General features: G+C 73.7%; 12 protein-coding genes. 4 read left to right on the forward strand and 8 right to left on the reverse strand.

The window, feature by feature from the left end:
• Window positions 1–105 precede the first annotated feature (105 nt).
• The 3 genes from K4S16_RS11155 to K4S16_RS11165 are packed head-to-tail and all read right to left on the reverse strand — an operon-like array spanning window position 106 to window position 3217.
• Entirely contained in the window at window positions 106–933 is an 828-nt protein-coding gene (locus K4S16_RS11155; protein ID WP_149258748.1) for a carbohydrate ABC transporter permease, read from the reverse strand.
• Entirely contained in the window at window positions 930–1919 is a 990-nt protein-coding gene (locus K4S16_RS11160) for a carbohydrate ABC transporter permease (protein ID WP_149258749.1), read from the reverse strand. The genes K4S16_RS11155 and K4S16_RS11160 overlap by 4 nt, the downstream gene beginning before the upstream one ends.
• Window positions 1916–3217 carry an extracellular solute-binding protein gene (locus K4S16_RS11165; protein ID WP_149258750.1) on the reverse strand — a complete coding sequence of 434 codons (1302 nt, stop codon included), beginning with the start codon at window positions 3215–3217 and terminating at the stop codon, window positions 1916–1918. Before K4S16_RS11165 ends, K4S16_RS11160 begins: the two co-directional genes overlap by 4 nt.
• Before the next feature lie 246 nt (window positions 3218–3463).
• Between K4S16_RS11165 and K4S16_RS46785 the strand changes: the two genes are divergently transcribed.
• Window positions 3464–6910, forward strand: coding sequence for a glycoside hydrolase family 3 N-terminal domain-containing protein (locus K4S16_RS46785; RefSeq protein WP_149258751.1), 3447 nt, complete (start codon window positions 3464–3466; stop codon window positions 6908–6910).
• The gene (locus K4S16_RS11175; RefSeq protein WP_149258752.1) at window positions 6907–8430 is read left to right on the forward strand and encodes a glycoside hydrolase family 43 protein; all 1524 of its coding nucleotides are present in this window, start codon (window positions 6907–6909) and stop codon (window positions 8428–8430) included. The genes K4S16_RS46785 and K4S16_RS11175 overlap by 4 nt, the downstream gene beginning before the upstream one ends.
• On the opposite strand, the gene K4S16_RS11180 is transcribed toward K4S16_RS11175, so the two are convergent.
• Window positions 8427–9632, reverse strand: a complete 1206-nt coding sequence (locus tag K4S16_RS11180) for an ROK family transcriptional regulator (RefSeq protein WP_149258753.1) — start codon at window positions 9630–9632, stop codon at window positions 8427–8429. The two genes, K4S16_RS11175 and K4S16_RS11180, sit on opposite strands and share 4 nt — an antisense overlap.
• 89 nt (window positions 9633–9721) lie before the next feature.
• Here K4S16_RS11180 and xylB point away from each other — a divergent pair, with 89 nt between their 5' ends.
• Together xylB and xylA are read left to right on the forward strand one after the other, a co-directional pair.
• Window positions 9722–11104: a xylulokinase gene (xylB, locus tag K4S16_RS11185; protein ID WP_149258754.1), complete on the forward strand. Its 1383-nt coding sequence runs from the start codon at window positions 9722–9724 to the stop codon at window positions 11102–11104.
• A 10-nt stretch (window positions 11105–11114) separates the two neighbouring features.
• Window positions 11115–12272 carry a xylose isomerase gene (gene xylA / locus K4S16_RS11190; RefSeq protein ID WP_200841800.1) on the forward strand — a complete coding sequence of 386 codons (1158 nt, stop codon included), beginning with the start codon at window positions 11115–11117 and terminating at the stop codon, window positions 12270–12272.
• A gap of 433 nt (window positions 12273–12705) precedes the next feature.
• Here the strand turns inward: xylA and K4S16_RS11195 are convergent, their stop codons facing one another.
• The 4 genes from K4S16_RS11195 to K4S16_RS11210 are packed head-to-tail and all read right to left on the reverse strand — an operon-like array spanning window position 12706 to window position 16212.
• Window positions 12706–13911: an ABC transporter permease gene (locus tag K4S16_RS11195; RefSeq protein WP_235036711.1), complete on the reverse strand. Its 1206-nt coding sequence runs from the start codon at window positions 13909–13911 to the stop codon at window positions 12706–12708.
• A gap of 11 nt (window positions 13912–13922) precedes the next feature.
• A complete protein-coding gene (locus K4S16_RS11200; RefSeq protein WP_149258756.1) occupies window positions 13923–14612 on the reverse strand; it encodes an ABC transporter ATP-binding protein in 690 nt (229 codons plus the stop codon).
• Window positions 14609–15649: a peptidoglycan-binding protein gene (locus K4S16_RS11205; protein ID WP_149258757.1), complete on the reverse strand. Its 1041-nt coding sequence runs from the start codon at window positions 15647–15649 to the stop codon at window positions 14609–14611. The genes K4S16_RS11200 and K4S16_RS11205 overlap by 4 nt, the downstream gene beginning before the upstream one ends.
• Window positions 15649–16212, reverse strand: coding sequence for a hypothetical protein (locus tag K4S16_RS11210; RefSeq protein ID WP_149258758.1), 564 nt, complete (start codon window positions 16210–16212; stop codon window positions 15649–15651). The genes K4S16_RS11205 and K4S16_RS11210 overlap by 1 nt, the downstream gene beginning before the upstream one ends.
• Window positions 16213–16323 lie beyond the last annotated feature (111 nt).

A 16323-nucleotide genomic window follows, 5' to 3' on the forward strand; every position in this document is an offset into this window, starting at 1 on the left:
GGAAGCTAACTCCGCGCCGCAAGGCCCGTGAACGGGCCTTTCAGGCTTTCATCGGCCGCCGGGACGGGACCCGGCCGGGTGCGCCGCGGGCGCGCCCGCGGGGGTTCAGCCCTTCGTCGCGCCCGCGGTGAGCCCTCCGATCAGCTGGCGCTCGGCCACGGCGTAGAAGGCGATGGCGGGCACCATCGCGAGCACGATGTAGGCGATGACGAGCGCGTAGTTGGTCGAGTACTGGCCCTGGAACTGCTGGATGCCGACCGGGATCGTCTGCCACTTCGGATCGGCCAGCACCAGGAGCGGGAGGAAGAAGTTGTTCCAGCTCGTCACGATGGCGAGGACCGACACGGTGCCGAGGGCGGGCCTCGCCATGGGCAGCAGGATGCGCCAGAAGAACCCGAAGCGGGTGCAGCCGTCCATGATGGCGGCCTCCTCCAGCTCGGCCGGGATCGTCCGGAAGAACGAGCGCAGGATGATGATCGTGATGGGCAGCGCGAACGCGGCCTGCGGCAGGATGATGCCGAGCGGGTTGTCCAGCAGGCCGAACGAGCGCAGCAGGACGAACAGCGGGAGCACCGCCACGGCGGGCGGGAACATCAGCCCTGCCGCGAACAGCGTGAAGAAGAACTCCCGGCCCCGGAAGGCGTAGCGGGCGAACGCGAACGCCGCCAGCGCCGCCGCCGCGACGGTGAGCAGCGTGGTGGCCACGGCGATCATCACGCTGTTGGCGATCTGCCGCCAGAAGTCGCCGGACGACAGGATGCCGGTGTAGTTCGACACCCGCCACGGCGAGGGCAGCCCGATCGGGTCCGTGGTGAGGTCGCCCGTGGTCTTGAAGCCGGAGACGACCGCGTACAGCAGCGGGACGACGATGAAGGAGCCGAGCACCCACACCAGGGTGTGCCGGGACGCGCTCCGCGCGATGCCCGCCCTCATCGGCGGCCTCCCGCGGAGGTGACGGCGCCCTGCAGGTCGCGGCGCAGCGCGTAGCGCTGGTAGAGCAGGGAGAAGACCATGCTGATGAGGAACATGGCCACGCTGATCGCGCTCGCGTAGCCCATCTGGTACCGCTTGAAACCGAACTGGAACATGGTGACGGCCATCGTCTCCGTGGAATTCGTCGGCCCGCCGGTCGTGGTGACCCACACGAGGTCGAACAGCTGGATCGAGCCGATGACGGACAGGAACACGCTGATCCGCAGCGTCGGCCCGAGGAGCGGCAGCGTGACGCTGCGGAACCGCCGCCACGGCCCGGCCCCGTCGATCGAGGCGGCCTCCAGCACCTCGCCGGGGATGCCCTGCAGCCCGGCGAGGTAGATCATCATGTGGAAGCCGAAGTACTTCCAGGTCTGGACGGCGAACAGGGTGGGCAGCGCGGTGCTCGGGTCGGAGAACCACGTCCCGGCGAGGTTCCCGACGACCGGCAGGCCGCCGACGAGCCGGTCGGCGAGACCGGTCTCCGGGAGGAGGATGATGCCGAACAGGACGCCGGCGATCACCTCGGAGAGGATGTAGGGCGCGAAGAAGACCGCCCGGTAGACCGCGCGGCCGCGCATCCGCTGGTTCAGCAGCACGGCGGTGCCGAGCGCGATCGGCAGCTGGATGACGATCGACAGGACGACCAGGACCAGGCCGCGCCACAGGTCGCCCCGGAAGACGGGGTCGCCGGCGAGCTTCCGGTAGTTGCCGAGCCCGGCGAAGTCCTCGGGCCGGCCGAAGCCGCCCCAGGTGAAGAAGCTCGTGTAGAACGCGACGAAGATCGGGATCAGCACGAAGAAGAAGAACAGCAGCAGCGCCGGCAGGAGGAACCAGGTGGCGGACATCCAGCCGCGCAGCCGCCCGGCCGGCGCCCCGCGGGCCCGCTTGCGCGGGGCCCGCGCGGCGAACCGCGGCCGGTCGTCGGTCGTGGCGGACAACGTCATTGGCTCTTGGCCGCCTTCGTCACCTGCTGCGCCACCTCGTCGGGCGTCTTCTTGCCGCCGACGAGGGCCGCGACGCTGTCGTTGACCTGCTGCCCGACGGCGGGCGGGAAGGCCTGGTCCAGGTAGAGCTGGAACCCGCTGGAACCGTTCAGCGCCTGGGCGACCTGCTTGCGGTTCTCGTCGCCGAGCGCGCTCTCGGCGCCCTTGACGACCGGCATGAAGGCGCCGGAGGAGACGAGCTTGCGCTCGTTCTCGTTGTTCATGAGGAAGGCCAGGAAGTCCAGCGCCTCCTTGGGGGCGTTCTTGCTGAGCGCGTGCCCGTTACCGCCGCCGAACACGTCGGTGACCGAGCCCTGTCCCCCGTCGACGGTCGGGAAGGGGAACCAGCCGAGGTCGTCGCCGATGCCCTTGCCCGAGGCGTCCTTCTGCACCGCGGGCGCCCACTGCCCCATCAGCTCCATGCCGGCCTTGCCGGAGCCCATGGTGGCGGCCTGGCCTCCTGGCGTGTCGTAGCCGGCGTTCTGGAATCCGCTCTGGAAGGGCTGCAGGTCGACCAGTTCCTTGAGGTGCTGCCCGGCCTGGACGAACGCCGGCGCGTTGAAGTCGTTGCCCTTCGCGGCCTGCTCCATGGCGGCCATCCCGCCGACGCGCATCGCCAGGTAGGCCCAGTAGTAGTGGCCGGGCCACTTGTCCTTGCCGGCCAGCGCGATGGGGGTGACCCCGGCGCCCTTGAGCTTGCGGACGGCGTCCAGGAACTCCGCCCAGGTCTTCGGGGGCTCCTTGATCCCGGCCTTCTCGAAGTGCCGCTTGTTGTACCAGAAGCCCACCATGCCCATGTCGTACGGGACGGCGTAGGTCTTGCCGTCGAACTGGTACGGCTTCTGCGAGACCGGGGTGATGGTGCCCAGCAGGCTCGCCCCGTCCTTGTCGAGGCTCTTGACCAGCCCCGCGTCGATCTGCTGCTTGAGCACGCCGCCGCCCCAGGTCACGTAGACGTCCGGCAGCTTCCCGGAGGCGACGAGCGCCGTCATCTTCGACTTGTACGCCTCGTTCTCCAGGTTGGTGAGCTTGATCTTGACGTTCGGGTGCGCGGCCTCGTAGGCCTTGGCGATCTGCGGATAGAGCGACTTGGACGGCTCGGTGGTCGCGATGTCCATCCACTCGACGGTCACCTTGCCGCCTCCCGACCCGGAGTCGCCGTCGCCGCAGGCGGCGAGCATGGGCGCGGCCGTGGCCAGCACGGCGCCCGCGGAGACCGCGGTGAGGAAGGAACGGCGCGACAGCGGTGGAATGCCCATGGGTGGCCTCCTGGATCGGGGGTGGGCTCGGCCTGGAGCGGGTGGGGCGAGGACGCTCGTTCGAAACTTTTCGAAATGCTTCGAAGCTCGCCGTTGCCGTGGAACTCTAAGAAAGCGGCTCTCCAGGGTCAAGACTTCCGCGGCGAAAGACCGGAATGAAACCGGTGGAAGGTTCGGTACGGGGGCTAGGAGAGTTCGAAACATTGCGATACTGTTCGCAATCGTTTCCCCGGGGAGGAGTGAAGCGTGCCCGTGCGCACCACCGACGAGATGCCGGACCGGCCGTCCCGGCCGACGCTGGCACTGATCGCGTCCGAGGCGGGCGTCTCCCCCGCCACGGTCTCCAAGGTCCTGAACGGCCGCACCGACGTCGCCGCCGCCACCCGCGAGCGCGTGGAGGCGCTGCTGCGCCGCCACAACTACCCGGGCCCCGGCGGCACCCGGCGGGCCCGCAGATCCGGCCTGATCGACCTGGTCCTGGCCGGCCTGGACAGCCCGTGGGCGGTGGAGATCCTGCGCGGGGTGGAGGCCGAGTGCGCCGAGCACGGCGCCGGCGTGGTCGTCTCGCTGGTGCGCGAGGACGACGCCCGCCCCCCGAGCTGGCAGAACCTGCCCGCGCTGCACCACAGCGACGGGGTCATCCTGGTGACGTCCCGGATGACCCCGCGCCAGCTCCAGCAGCTGGAGCGGGCCGGAGTCGGCCTCGTCCTGGTGGACCCGGTGAACATCCCGGACACCGGGATCGCCAGCGTCGGGGCGACCAACTGGGCGGGCGGGCTCGCCGCCACCGAGCACCTCATCGGGCTCGGCCACCGCCGCATCGCGATGATCGGCGGACCGGCCGGCATCCTCTGCACGAAGGCCCGCGTGGACGGCTACCGGACCGCGCTGGAGCGCGCCGGGATCGAGGTCGACAAGGACCTCGTCCGGTACGGCGACTTCCACCACCGCGGCGGCTACGCCCGCACCCGCGAGCTGCTGGCGCTGCCCCGGCGGCCCACCGCGGTCTTCGCGGGCAGCGACGAGCAGGCCATGGGCGCCTACCAGGCGGCCCGGCTCGCCGGGCTGTCCATCCCCGAGGACCTCAGCGTCGTCGGCTTCGACGACCTGCCGACCTGCGAGTGGCTGTCGCCGCCGCTGACGACGGTCCGGCAGCCGCTGGAGGAGATGGGCCGCGTCGCGGCCCGCACCCTGCTCCAGCTCCTGGACGGGCGGCCGCCGCTGGCCCCCCGCGTGGAGCTGGCCACCGACCTGCGCGTCCGCGCCTCCACCGCGCCGCCGCCCGCCCGCGTGAAGCCGGCCACCGACCTGCGCGTCCGCGCCTCCACCGCATCACCCCCGCCTCCCCGCCTGGTCGTCCCACCCGGAGGAACGATGACCGAAGCCGCCCCCGCCCCGAGCACGACCCGCGGCCCCTGGCAGGACCGCGGCCTGCCGGTCGCCGAGCGGGTCGCCGACCTGCTGGCCAGGATGACTCCCGAGGAGAAGGCGGGCCAGCTCGCCGGCTTCTGGGCGATGCCCGCCGAACCGGGCGAGCCCGTGGCGCCGATGGAGGACGACTCCCACGAGGACGCCCCGCCCCTGGAGGAGATCCTCGACCGCGGCCTAGGCCAGCTCACCCGCGTGTTCGGCACCGGGCCGGTCGCGGCGGCCGAGGGCGCCGCCCGGCTCCGCGAGCTCCAGGCCCGCGTCGCCGCGGGCAACCGGTTCGGCATCCGGGCGATCGCGCACGAGGAATGCCTCAACGGCTTCATGACGTGGGGCGCCACGGTGTTCCCCAGCCCGCCCGCGTGGGGCGCCACCTTCGACCCCGAGCTGGTCGGCGAGATGGCCGCCGCGATCGGGGCGAGCATGCGGGCGGCCGGCGTCCACCAGGGCCTCGCGCCCGTGCTGGACGTCGTCCGCGACGCCCGCTGGGGGCGGACGGAGGAGTGCATCGGCGAGGACCCGTACCTCGTCGGCGTCCTCGGCACGGCCTACGTGAGCGCCCTGGAACGGTCCGGCATCGTCACCACGCTCAAGCACTTCGCCGGGTACTCCGCGTCCCGCGCCGGCCGGAACATGGCGCCGACGCCGATCGGCCCGCGCGAGTTCACCGACGTCGTGCTGGAGCCGTTCGTGATGGCGCTGCGCGACGGCGGCGCCCGCTCGGTCATGCACTCCTACACCGACGTGGACGGGATGCCCGCCGCGGCCGACGAGCGCCTGATGACCGGCCTGCTGCGCGAGGAGCTCGGCTTCACAGGCGTCGTCGTCGCCGACTACTTCGGCATCTCGTTCCTGCAGAGCCGGCACCGGGTGGCGGGGTCGCGCGGCGAGGCCGCCGCGCTCGCGCTGCGCGCCGGGATCGACATGGAGCTGCCGACCGTCCGCTGCTACGGCGAGCCGCTGATCGAGACGATCCGGCGGGGCGCCCTGCCCGAGGAGCTGCTCGACCGCGCGGCCGGCCGCGTCCTGACCCTCAAGGCCGAACTCGGCCTGCTGGACGGGCCCGCCGGCGAAGGCGACGGGGCGGACCCGGACTTCGATCCCCCCGGGCACAGGGACCTGGCCCGGCGGCTGGCCGAGGAGTCGGTCGTCCTGCTGGCGAACGACGGCGTGCTGCCGCTGCGCTCCGGCTCCGGGGTGGTGCTGGCGGGGCCGCTCGCGGACGACCCGTTCGCGATGCTGGGCTGCTACACGTTCCCGAGCCACGTGGGCCGCGAGCACCCGGAGCTGCCGCTCGGCGTGCCGATCCCCACGCTGGCGGACGCCCTGCGCGCCGATCTGCCCGACGTGCGGGTCGCCGCCTCGGGCGACGTGTTCGTCACCGACGCCGACATCGAGGCGGCCGTGGCGGCGGCGCGCGACGCCGAGGTGTGCGTCCTCGCCCTCGGCGACCGGGCCGGGCTCTTCGGCCGCGGCACGTCCGGCGAGGGCTGCGACGCCGAGACGCTCGCGCTGCCCGGACGGCAGGCCGAACTGGCCGCGGCGGTCCTGGACACCGGCACGCCGACGGTCCTGGTGATGCTGACCGGGCGCCCGTACGCGATCGAGTCCCTGGCCGACCGGGCCGCCGCCGTCGTGCAGGCGTTCTTCCCCGGCGAGGAGGGCGGCGGGGCCGTCGCGGGGGTCCTGTCGGGCCGGGTCGAGCCGTCGGGGCGGATGCCGATCAGCGTGCCGCGCCGCGCGTCCGGCCCGCCGGTCACCTACCTGCGGTCGCTGATGGACGGCGGGCACGACTGGAGCGTGGTCGACCCCCTCCCGCTCTACCCGTTCGGCCACGGGCTGACCTGGACGTCGTTCGAGTACGAGGACCTGCGCGCGGACGAGCGGGCGGCGACCGACGGGGCGGTGACGGTCAGCGCGGTCGTCCGGAACACCGGGGAGCGGGCCGGGACGGAGGTCGCGCAGCTGTACCTGTCCGACCCGGTCGCGTCGGTGGTGCGGCCCGCGCGCTGGCTCGCCGGATGGGCCAGGGTGCGGCTGGAGCCGGGAGAGGCGGCGCGGGTCGGGTTCCGGGTGCACGCCGACCGGACCTCCTTCACCGGCGCCGGCCTGCGGCGCATCGTCGAGCCCGGCGCCATCGAGGTCGCCGTGGGCCGGTCGAGCGCCGACCTGCCGCTGCGCGGCTCGTTCACGCTCGACGGACCCGTCCGCGAGCTCGGCCCGGACCGGGTCCTCACCGTCCCGGTGGAGGTGACGCCGCTGTGACCGCGTTCCGCAACCCCGTACTGCCGGGCTGCCACCCCGACCCGACGGTCTGCCGCGTGGGCGCCGACTTCTACCTCGTGACCTCGACGTTCGAGTGGTTCCCCGGACTCCCGGTGTTCCACAGCCGCGACCTCGTGCACTGGCGCCAGGTGGGGCACGCGCTCGACCGGGCCGGCCAGCTGCCGCTGGACGGGGTCCCGGCGTCCGGCGGGCTGTACGCGCCGACCCTTCGCCACCACGACGGGACCTTCTACCTGGTCTGCACGCTCGTGGACGGGACGCGGTGGTCCGGGCACTTCGTGATGACCGCCTCCGACCCGGCCGGGCCGTGGTCGGAGGCGCACCGGCTGGACGGCGACGGCATCGACCCGTCCCTGTTCTTCGACGACGACGGCCGCGCGTGGTGCACCGGCACCCGGCCGACGGGGCGGTACGAGGGGCACACCGAGATCTGGCTGCGCGAGTTCGACCCGGCGGCCCTCGCGCTGACCGGCGAGGAGCACGTCATCTGGGACGGTGCGGTGAAGGGGGCGATCTGGTCCGAGGGCTCCCACCTCTACAAGATCGGCGGCCGGTACGTCCTGCTCACGGCCGAGGGCGGCACCGCGCTCGACCACGCGGTGATGGTCGCCCGCGCCGACGCCGTCACCGGCCCCTACGAGGGGAACCCGCGCAATCCGGTGCTGACCCACCGCAACCTCGGGAGCGGGCATCCGGTCGTCGGGGCGGGGCACGCCGACCTCGTGGACACGCCGGACGGCGAATGGTGGATGGTCCTGCTCGCGATGCGCCCGCACCACCTCGACCGGTGCGTCCTCGGCCGGGAGACCTTCCTGACCCCGGTCACCTGGGAGGACGGCTGGCCGGTGACCGGCGGGCGGATCGAGCCGAGCCACCCGGTCCCGTCGCTGCCGCCGCACCCGTGGCCCGCCGCCCCGGCATGCGACCACTTCGACGGGCCCGAACTCGGCGCCGCCTGGAACATGCTGCGGACGCCGCGCGAACGCTGGTGGAACCTGACCGAGCGCCCCGGGCATCTGCGGCTGCGCGCCCGTCCGGAGACGCTCGCGGACGCGGCGAACCCGTCGTTCGTCGGGCGGCGCCAGCAGCACCCCGACTTCGCCGCCTTCACCTCGCTCGACTTCGCACCGGCCGACGAGGAGTGGGCCGGGCTCGCCCTCGTCCAGAACAACGACTTCCACGTCCTGCTGGTGTCGACGGAACTGGGGCTTCGCCTGGTCAAGCGCGAGCGGGGGGTCGAGACCGTGCTCGCCGAGGGGCCCGCCGTGCGAGGAGCCGTCCGGCTGGGCTTCGAGGCGCACGGACGCTGGTACCAGGCGTTCTACGGCATCGCTCCGGGCGAGTGGACGCCGCTCGGCGGCCCGGTGGACGGCGACATCCTCAGCAGCCAGGTCGCGGGCGGCTTCACCGGCGCCTACATCGGCCTCTACGCGACGTCCAACGGCCGGGCGGGCGGCGGCCGCGCCGACTTCGACTGGTTCGAGTACCGCCCGCTCTAGAGGAGCAGCGCGGGGTCGGCGATCACGCGCTGCACGACGAGGCCCGCGGCGCCGAGGACCGCGGCGCCCTCGGCCAGGCCGGAGACCTCGACCGGCGGCGCGCCGCGCCGCAGCGAGCCCAGCCCCGCCGCGAGGACGCCCTCCAGCGGGGGCCGGATCCAGGCGGCGAGCGGGGAGAAGACCCCGCCGAGCACGACGGTGTCCGGGTCGATCAGGTTGACGACCGAGGCCAGGGCGCCGCCGAGCGCGCGCCCCGCCCGGGCCACCGCCTCCAGTGCCGCCGCGTCGCCCGCGTCGAGGCGGTCGACCAGCCGGCCGACCGACCCCTCCGGCCCTGCCGCGGGCCGCGTCGCCGGCAGGCCCGCCGCGCGCAGCATCGCCTCCTGCCCGGCGACCTGCTCCAGGCAGCCGCGCCCGCCGCAGGAGCAGGCGGGGCCGGACGGGTCGGCCACCAGATGCCCGAGCTCGCCGGCGAAGCCGTGCGCGCCGCGGAACACCCGCCCGTCCACGACGATCCCGGCGCCGATCCCGATCTCCCCCGAGACGTGCACGAAGTCGCCGAACCGGGCACCGCCGCCGAACCACAGCTCGCCGAGGGCCGCCAGGTTGGCCTCGTTGTCGTACTCGGCGGGCAGCGCGGTCGCCAGGCCCGGCACGCCGGTGACGGGGACGTCCGTCCAGCCGAGGTTCGGTGCGTGCCGCACCACCCCGTTCTCGCGGTCGAGCAGGCCGGGCAGGGCGACCGCGGCGCCGGCGACGGTCAGGCCCTGCCCCGCGGCGGCGGCGACCGCCTCGCCCGCGAGCGCGGACAGCGCGGCGAGGACGGCGCCGGGCTCGCGACCGCGGTTGTCGGAGCTGACCACGTGCCGGTAGCGGACCTGCTTGGCGAGGTCGAGGACGCAGGCGGAGAGGTAGTCGACGTTGACCTCCAGGCCGAGTCCGGCGGCGCCGTCGCCGTGGACGGACACGCCCACGCCGGGGCGTCCGCGCTCCCCCTCGTGCACCGGCGCGCCGTCCCGCACCAGGCCCGCGCCCTCCAGCAGGGAGACGAGGTTGGACACCGTCGTCTTGGTGAAGCCGGTCAGCTCGGCCAGGCGCGCCCGCGTCACGGGCTGGTGGCGGGCCACGTGCTCCAGGACGACGGCGAGGTTCCGCTCGCGCATCGTCGCGTGCCGGACGGGGGCGTTGGCGGACTTCGTCATGGGCAAACCCTAAATGAATCGCGTGTATAGGCAGGGCCGAGACCCTCTGCTAGGTTAATTAGTCCAAGCTCTTTACGAAAGGCGGGACGATGCCCGAGAGCCTGGTCGCGGGCGTCGACTCCTCGACGCAGTCGACGAAGGCCGTGCTGTGCCGCGCCGAGGACGGCGCCGTGGTCGCGACCGCCTCCGCCCCCCATCCGGACGGTACCGAGTGCCACCCCGACCACTGGTGGAGCGCGCTGTCGCAGGTCCGGGAGCTGCTCGAACGCGCCGACGCGGTCGCCGTCGCCGCGCAGCAGCACGGCATGGTCGCGCTCGACGGCGCGGGCGAGGTCGTCCGGCCCGCGCTGCTGTGGAACGACACCCGCTCGGCGCCGCAGGCCCGCGCCCTCGTCGAGGAGTTCGGCGGCGCGAAGGCCTGGGCGGAGCGGACCGGCAGCGTGCCGCTCGCGTCGTTCACCGTGACCAAGCTGCGCTGGATGGCCGAGCACGAGCCGGACCACGCGCGCCGCACCGAGCAGGTCATGCTCCCGCACGACTGGCTCACGCTGCGGCTCGGCGCGTCCGAGCCGGTGACCGACCGGGGCGACGCGTCCGGCACCGGCTACTGGTCCCCCGCGACCGGCGCCTACCTGCCGGACCTGCTGCGCGCCGCGCTCGGCCGCGACGCCGCGACGCCCCGCGTCGCCGCGCCCGGCGAGCGCGTCGGCGAGACCCCCTGGGGCGCGGTCCTCGCCCCCGGCACCGGCGACAACATGGGCGCCGCGCTCGGCCTCGGCCTAGAGCCCGGCGACGCGGTCGTCTCGATCGGCACCTCCGGCACGGCGTTCGCGGTCGCCGGCGAGCCCGCGGCCGACCCGGCCGGGCTCGTCGCGGGGTTCGCCGACGCCACCGGCCGGTTCCTTCCACTCGTCTGCACGCTGAACGCCGCGCGGATCCTCTCGGCCGCCGCCGCGCTGACCGGGGCCGCGCTGGACGAGTTGTCCGCGCTGGCTCTCGCCGCCGAACCGGGCGCGGGCGGCCTGACGCTGCTCCCCTACCTCGACGGCGAGCGCACCCCCGACCGCCCGGACGCCACCGGCGTGCTCGCGGGGCTCACCACGTCCAACGCGACGCGGGAGAACCTCGCGCGGGCCGCCGTGGAGGCGCTGCTGTGCTCGCTCGCCGACGCCGTCGACCATCTCGCCGCGCACGGCGCCCGGCCGCGCCGCGTCCTGCTGATCGGCGGCGGCGCCCGCGCCGCCGCCGTCCGGACCCTCGCCCCGGCGATCTTCGGGATGCCGGTCACGGTCCCCGAGCCCGCCGAGTACGTCGCGCTCGGCGCCGCCCGCCAGGCGGCCTGGGCGCTGGCCGGGACGCCGGAACCGCCCGCCTGGCCGGCGCCGCCCGCGACCGAGTACACCGCCGACCGCACCGATGCCGGGGTCCGCGCACGCTACGCCGCGCTGCGCGACGCCGCCCCGGAGATCTGAGGAGGAACCCGTGAGCGACTACACCCCCACCCCCGAGGACCGCTTCTCGTTCGGCGTCTGGACGGTCGGCTGGCAGGGCGTCGACGTGTTCGGCCCCGGCACCCGCCCGCCGATGCCCGCCGACCGCGCCGTCCGCAAGCTCGCCGAGATCGGCGCCTACGGCGTCAACTTCCACGACAACGACGTGTTCGACTTCGACGCCACGCCCGCCGAGCGGCAGGGCGCGATCGACGCGTTCAGGAAGGCCCTCGACGAGACGGGCCTCGTGGTCACCACCGCCACCACGAACCTGTTCGGCCACCCGATCTTCAAGGACGGCGCGTTCACCGCCAACGACCGCGAGGTCCGCCGGTTCGCGCTGCGCAAGGTCATGGACAACCTGGACCTGGCCGCCGAGCTCGGCGCCCGCACCTACGTGTGCTGGGGCGGGCGGGAGGGCGCCGAGTCCGGGGCCGCCAAGGACGTCCAGGCGGCGCTGGACCGCTACAAGGAGGCCTTCGACGTCCTCGGCGCCTACGTCGCCGACCAGGGCTACGACCTCCGCTTCGCGATCGAGCCGAAGCCGAACGAGCCGCGCGGCGACATCCTGCTGCCCACCATCGGCCACGCGCTCGCGTTCATCCAGACCCTGGAGCGCCCCGACACCGTCGGGCTGAACCCCGAGGTCGGGCACGAGGAGATGGCCGGGCTGAACTACGCGCACGGCCTCGCGCAGGCGCTGTGGCAGGGCAAGCTGTTCCACATCGACCTGAACGGGCAGCACGGCCCCCGCTACGACCAGGACCTGCGCTTCGGCGCCGGCAACGCGCGCGGCGCGTTCTGGGTCGTCGACCTCATCGACCGCAGCGACTACGACGGCCCGATCCACTTCGACTTCAAGCCGCCGCGCACCGAGGACGACGAGGGCGTGTGGGAGTCGGCGGCCGCGTGCATGCGCAACTGGCTGATCCTGCGCGAGAAGGCCCGCGCCTTCCGCGCCGACCCCGACGTCCAGGACGCCCTGCGCCAGGCCAAGCTGGAGGAACTCGCCCAGCCCACCCTGGCCGACGGCGAGGACTGGCGCTCGGTCCGCGACGCCACCGCCGACGCCGACGCCCTCGGCGCCCGCCGCACCGCCTTCGAACTCCTCGACCAGCTCGCCCTGGAGCACCTCTACGGCGTGCGCTAGCTGTGTCTTCCCAGGGGGGCGGTGTCTTCCCAGGGGGGCGACCCCCTGGAACCCCCGTTGCGAGCCGGGCGATCCTCACGCCACGGTTTCGGTGTGTTGTGCCCGTGCGGGTTTGTTGCGTGGCGCTGCGGTCGCCCGGCTCGGCGGGTCGGGCGACCTCCAGGCGCTTAGAGCGCCTTCCGGCCGCCCGACCCGCGGCCGTGGCTCAGCTTCCTTCCGTGGGGTTCAGCTTCCTTCCGTGGGGCTGAGCCTCCTTCCGGGGGGACCGAGCCTCCTTCCGTGGGGACCGAGCCTCCTTCTGTGGGGGTCGAGCCTTCTCCCGTGAGAGCTGGGTTTTCTGCCTTGGGGGCTGGGCTCCCTTCCTTGATGGTTGAGCTACCTGCTTTGGTGGCCGGGCTTCCTGCCTTGGGGGCTGGGGTTCCTGCCTTGGTGGTTACGGGGTTGCCAGGGCCTCGGTGGGGGCCAGGCGGGCTGCGCGTAGGGCCGGGTAGATGCCGGCGGCGCCGCCTATGAGGAGGGTGGCGACGATGCCGCCGGCCATCGCCCACACCGGGACGACCGTCGGCCAGCCCTGCGTCACCGCGAAGACCGCGGTGACCACGACGCCCATGGCCACGCCGCCGACGCCGCCGAGTGCGGCGAGCAGCTGCGACTCGGTGAGGAACTGCAGCCTTATCTGGCCGCGGGTCGCGCCGAGCGAGCGGCGCAGCCCGATCTCGGCGCGCCGCTCCAGAACCGAGATCACCATCGTGTTGGCGACGCCGACGCCGCCGACCAGCAGCGCAACGCCGCCGAGGCCGAGGAGCAGCCCGGTGAACGTCCTGTCGGCGGCGTCCTGCGCGGTCAGCGCGTCCGAGGGGCGGCTCACCTGCACCTCGGTCGGCGCCTGCGGGTTCGCGGTCGCCGCCAGCAGGTTCCGCACCTTCACCACCGCGTCCTTGCGGGCCCGGGTGTAGACGGTGGTCGGGTGGCCGTCGAAGCCGAGGTGCGCCGCCGCCGACTCCCAGCCGACCAGCGCGGCCGAGTCCAGCTCCGGCGCCAGCTGGTTCGGTTCCAGGATGCCGACCACCGTGAACCACTGGGAGCCGAGCCACACCTGGACGTTCGGCGTCGACACCCCCAGCCGGCCGGCCGTCTCCGCGCCGAGCACCACCGCCGGGTACTTGGCCGTGCCCGCGTTGAGCCACGTGCCCGCCGAGACCGTCAGGCCGACGGTCTTCGGCAGGTCGAGACGGGCCGCCAGGACGCTGATCCCGCCGCTCTCCCCCTCCGGGATGCGGTCGTTGCGGTAGACGTGGGTGTCCGCCAGCTTCGCCGTCGCGGACGCCGACTCCACGTCCGGCATCCGGCCCACCATGCCGACCGACTCCTTCGGCAGCTTCGAGTCCTCGCCGAAGAAGTCCCGGCCGGGCGCCACGGTGAGCAGGTTGGTGCCGAGCCGGTCGAGGGTGGCCTCGAGCTGGGCGCGGCTGGAGGTCGAGATGCCGACCACGCCGACCATCGCGGCGATGCCGATCGCGATGCCGAGGGCCGACAGGAACACCCGCATCGGCCGGGATCGCAGGCCGGCGGCGCCGACGCGCAGCACGTCGCGCGGCCCCAGCCGCACCGGCCCGTCCCCGCGGGGAGTCGTCTTCACCGAGCCGCCCTTCACCGTGTCGCCTCCACCCGTGCGTCGTCGTGGACGATCCTGCCGTCGCGCATCCGCACCTGCCGTGGGAGCAGGGCGGCGATGTCCCGGTCGTGCGTGATGAGCACGACCGTCGTGCCGGCGTCGGACAGCTCCCGCAGCAGGTCCAGGACGCCCGCGCCGGAAGCGGAGTCCAGCGCGCCGGTCGGCTCGTCCGCCAGCAGCATCGCGGGCTCCCCCACCACGGCGCGGGCGATCGCGACCCGCTGCTTCTCGCCGCCGGACAGCTGGTGCGGCCGGTGGTCGAGCCGGTGCCCGAGCCCGACGCGCTCCAGGGCGCGGCGGGCCCTGCGGCGCCGCTGCGGCAGCGGCACGCCCCCGTACAGGAGCCCGTCCGCGACGTTGTCGAGCGCGCTCACGCCCGCGGCGAGATGGAACTGCTGGAACACGAAGCCGATCCGCCGGGCGCGCAGCGCCGACAGCCGCCGGTCCGGCAGCCGCGACACGTCCGTCCCCTCGACCAGGACGGTGCCCGCGCTCGGCCGGTCGAGCGTGCCGAGCAGGTGCAGCATCGTCGACTTCCCCGACCCGGACGGCCCGACGATCGCGACCAGCTCGCGCTCCTCGACGGTCAGCGACACCGCGTCCAGCGCCGTGACGCCGCCCGGATAGGTCTTGGTGACCTCGCGCAGTTCGACGACCGGGCTCACGAGGGCACTCCGACCTTCATCCCCTCGGACAGCCCCGATCCGGAGATCTCCACCTTGCCGTCGGTGAAGGCGCCTGTCTCGACCGGCACCGTCCGGACCCGCCCGCCCTCCACGACCTGGACCGCGTAACCGCCGTCCCCCTGCGCGAGCAGCGCCGCGATCGGCACGGCGAGGACGTCGGTGTGGCGGTTGGCGGTGAGATGCACCGCGACGGGCGCCTTGTCGTAGGACCCGATCTCCTTCCCGCCCGCGACCGCGATCCGCACCTCGACGGTCGCCGGCTGGTCGTCCTGCGCCTGCGTGGCGACCTTCCCGACCGAGGTGATCGTCCCCTTGACCGTGTCACCGGACGGCAGCTCGATCTCCACCGCGCCGCCCTTCTTCGCGAGCCGCCGGTACTCCACGTCCAGGTCGACGGTCACGACGCGGCTCGTTCCGGTGTAGGTGAGGACGGGGCCGCCGACGCGGTCGCCGACGCTCGCCTTGCGCTCGTCGACTCTGATCCGCCCCGGCGCGACGACGGCGGCGCCCGGCTCGACCCGGCCGGTCTCGGTCACCCCGAGGTCGTCCTGCCAGCGCTTCACGGCCGCGGCGGTGGAGCCGTCGAAGGTCTTGTCGACGGTGAAGCCGGTGTAGCCGAGTGCTCGCAGGTTCCGCTCGAACTGCAGGACGTCGGCGCCTTCCGTCCCATCTGCGAGCGTGCGGTACAGCGGCAGCCTTCCGTACAGCAGCGGGACCGGCTTGTTGTCGACCCGGTACACCGACCTGCCCCTGGAGACGACCGACCCCGCCCCGGCCAGCCAGGTGAGGGTGCCGTGCCCCGTTCCCGTGATGGTGCGGGCGCCGCCGTAGCCGAGCGTCCCGTCCACGTTCTGGGTCTCGACCAGCGTCGTCCGCTCGATCGCCGCCGTAGCGGGCGGTGGCGCGCCGCGGTCGGCGGCGGGTTCGCCGCCGCCGAGGCCGACCGTGGCGAGCCCGGCGCCGCCCGCCACGACCACCCCGGCCGCGCCGAGCGCGATGGTGCGCGTCCTGGCCACTAGCCCCTGCCAACGGTCGTGGAGGGTCCCTTGCCGCCGTCCGGCGAGTACTTCGAGCACGCCTCCTGCGCCTTCTTGAACGTCTGGCTCCGGGGGTCGAGCCCGGTGCCCCCGCCTGCCTGGATCTTGATGCCGCCATCCGGTTCGGGATCGGGGAACTTGCTGATGCCGTTGTCCCGCATGCACTTGGCGAACGCGCGCATCTTGGCGAGGTCCTCAGGACTGGCCTTCGGCGGCTTGCCGCCGTTCGGCATGAGGTGCGCGCACTTCTTCTGCGCCGCTTCGGCCTTGCCGTTCGTCTTCGGCGCCTTGCCGGGGCCCTTCGGGTCGGGCGGCCCCGGCTGGGCGGACGAGCGGATCTCCACCCGGCCGTCGTCGGTCGGATCCTGCATGTCCACCCCGTTGTCGCGCATGCACTGGGCGAACTTCCGCATCTTCTCCAGGTCGCTGGCCTTCTTGGCGGTGCCCGTCGCCTTCGCGTCCTTGTCCAGGACCCCGCAGCCCTGTACGCCGAGGGCGAGGGCCGGGACGAGCGCCAGCACCGCGAGCGTCTGTCGTCGCATCGGTCGGTCTCCTTGTCGACTCCGCCGGGCGGAGCGCCGGCGGCGACCGCAAGTCCATCCCCGGGCCGGTAACCCCGGCGTAACCGGATCGCGTTATGCCGGCGTTACGCC

Origin of the sequence: Actinomadura sp. K4S16 (genome assembly GCF_008327685.1) — a bacterium.
Classification (GTDB): Bacteria; Actinomycetota; Actinomycetes; order Streptosporangiales; family Streptosporangiaceae; genus Spirillospora.

What these genes read in the sequence shown, in the direction of transcription:
- K4S16_RS11155 (WP_149258748.1), bottom strand. Translation starts at nt 933, where the DNA reads ATGAGGGCGGGCATCGCGCGGAGCGCGTCCCGGCACACCCTGGTGTGG.
- K4S16_RS11160 (WP_149258749.1), bottom strand. Translation starts at nt 1,919, where the DNA reads ATGACGTTGTCCGCCACGACCGACGACCGGCCGCGGTTCGCCGCGCGG.
- K4S16_RS11165 (WP_149258750.1), bottom strand. Translation starts at nt 3,217, where the DNA reads ATGGGCATTCCACCGCTGTCGCGCCGTTCCTTCCTCACCGCGGTCTCC.
- K4S16_RS11180 (WP_149258753.1), bottom strand. Translation starts at nt 9,632, where the DNA reads ATGACGAAGTCCGCCAACGCCCCCGTCCGGCACGCGACGATGCGCGAG.
- xylB (WP_149258754.1), top strand. Translation starts at nt 9,722, where the DNA reads ATGCCCGAGAGCCTGGTCGCGGGCGTCGACTCCTCGACGCAGTCGACG.
- K4S16_RS11210 (WP_149258758.1), bottom strand. Translation starts at nt 16,212, where the DNA reads ATGCGACGACAGACGCTCGCGGTGCTGGCGCTCGTCCCGGCCCTCGCC.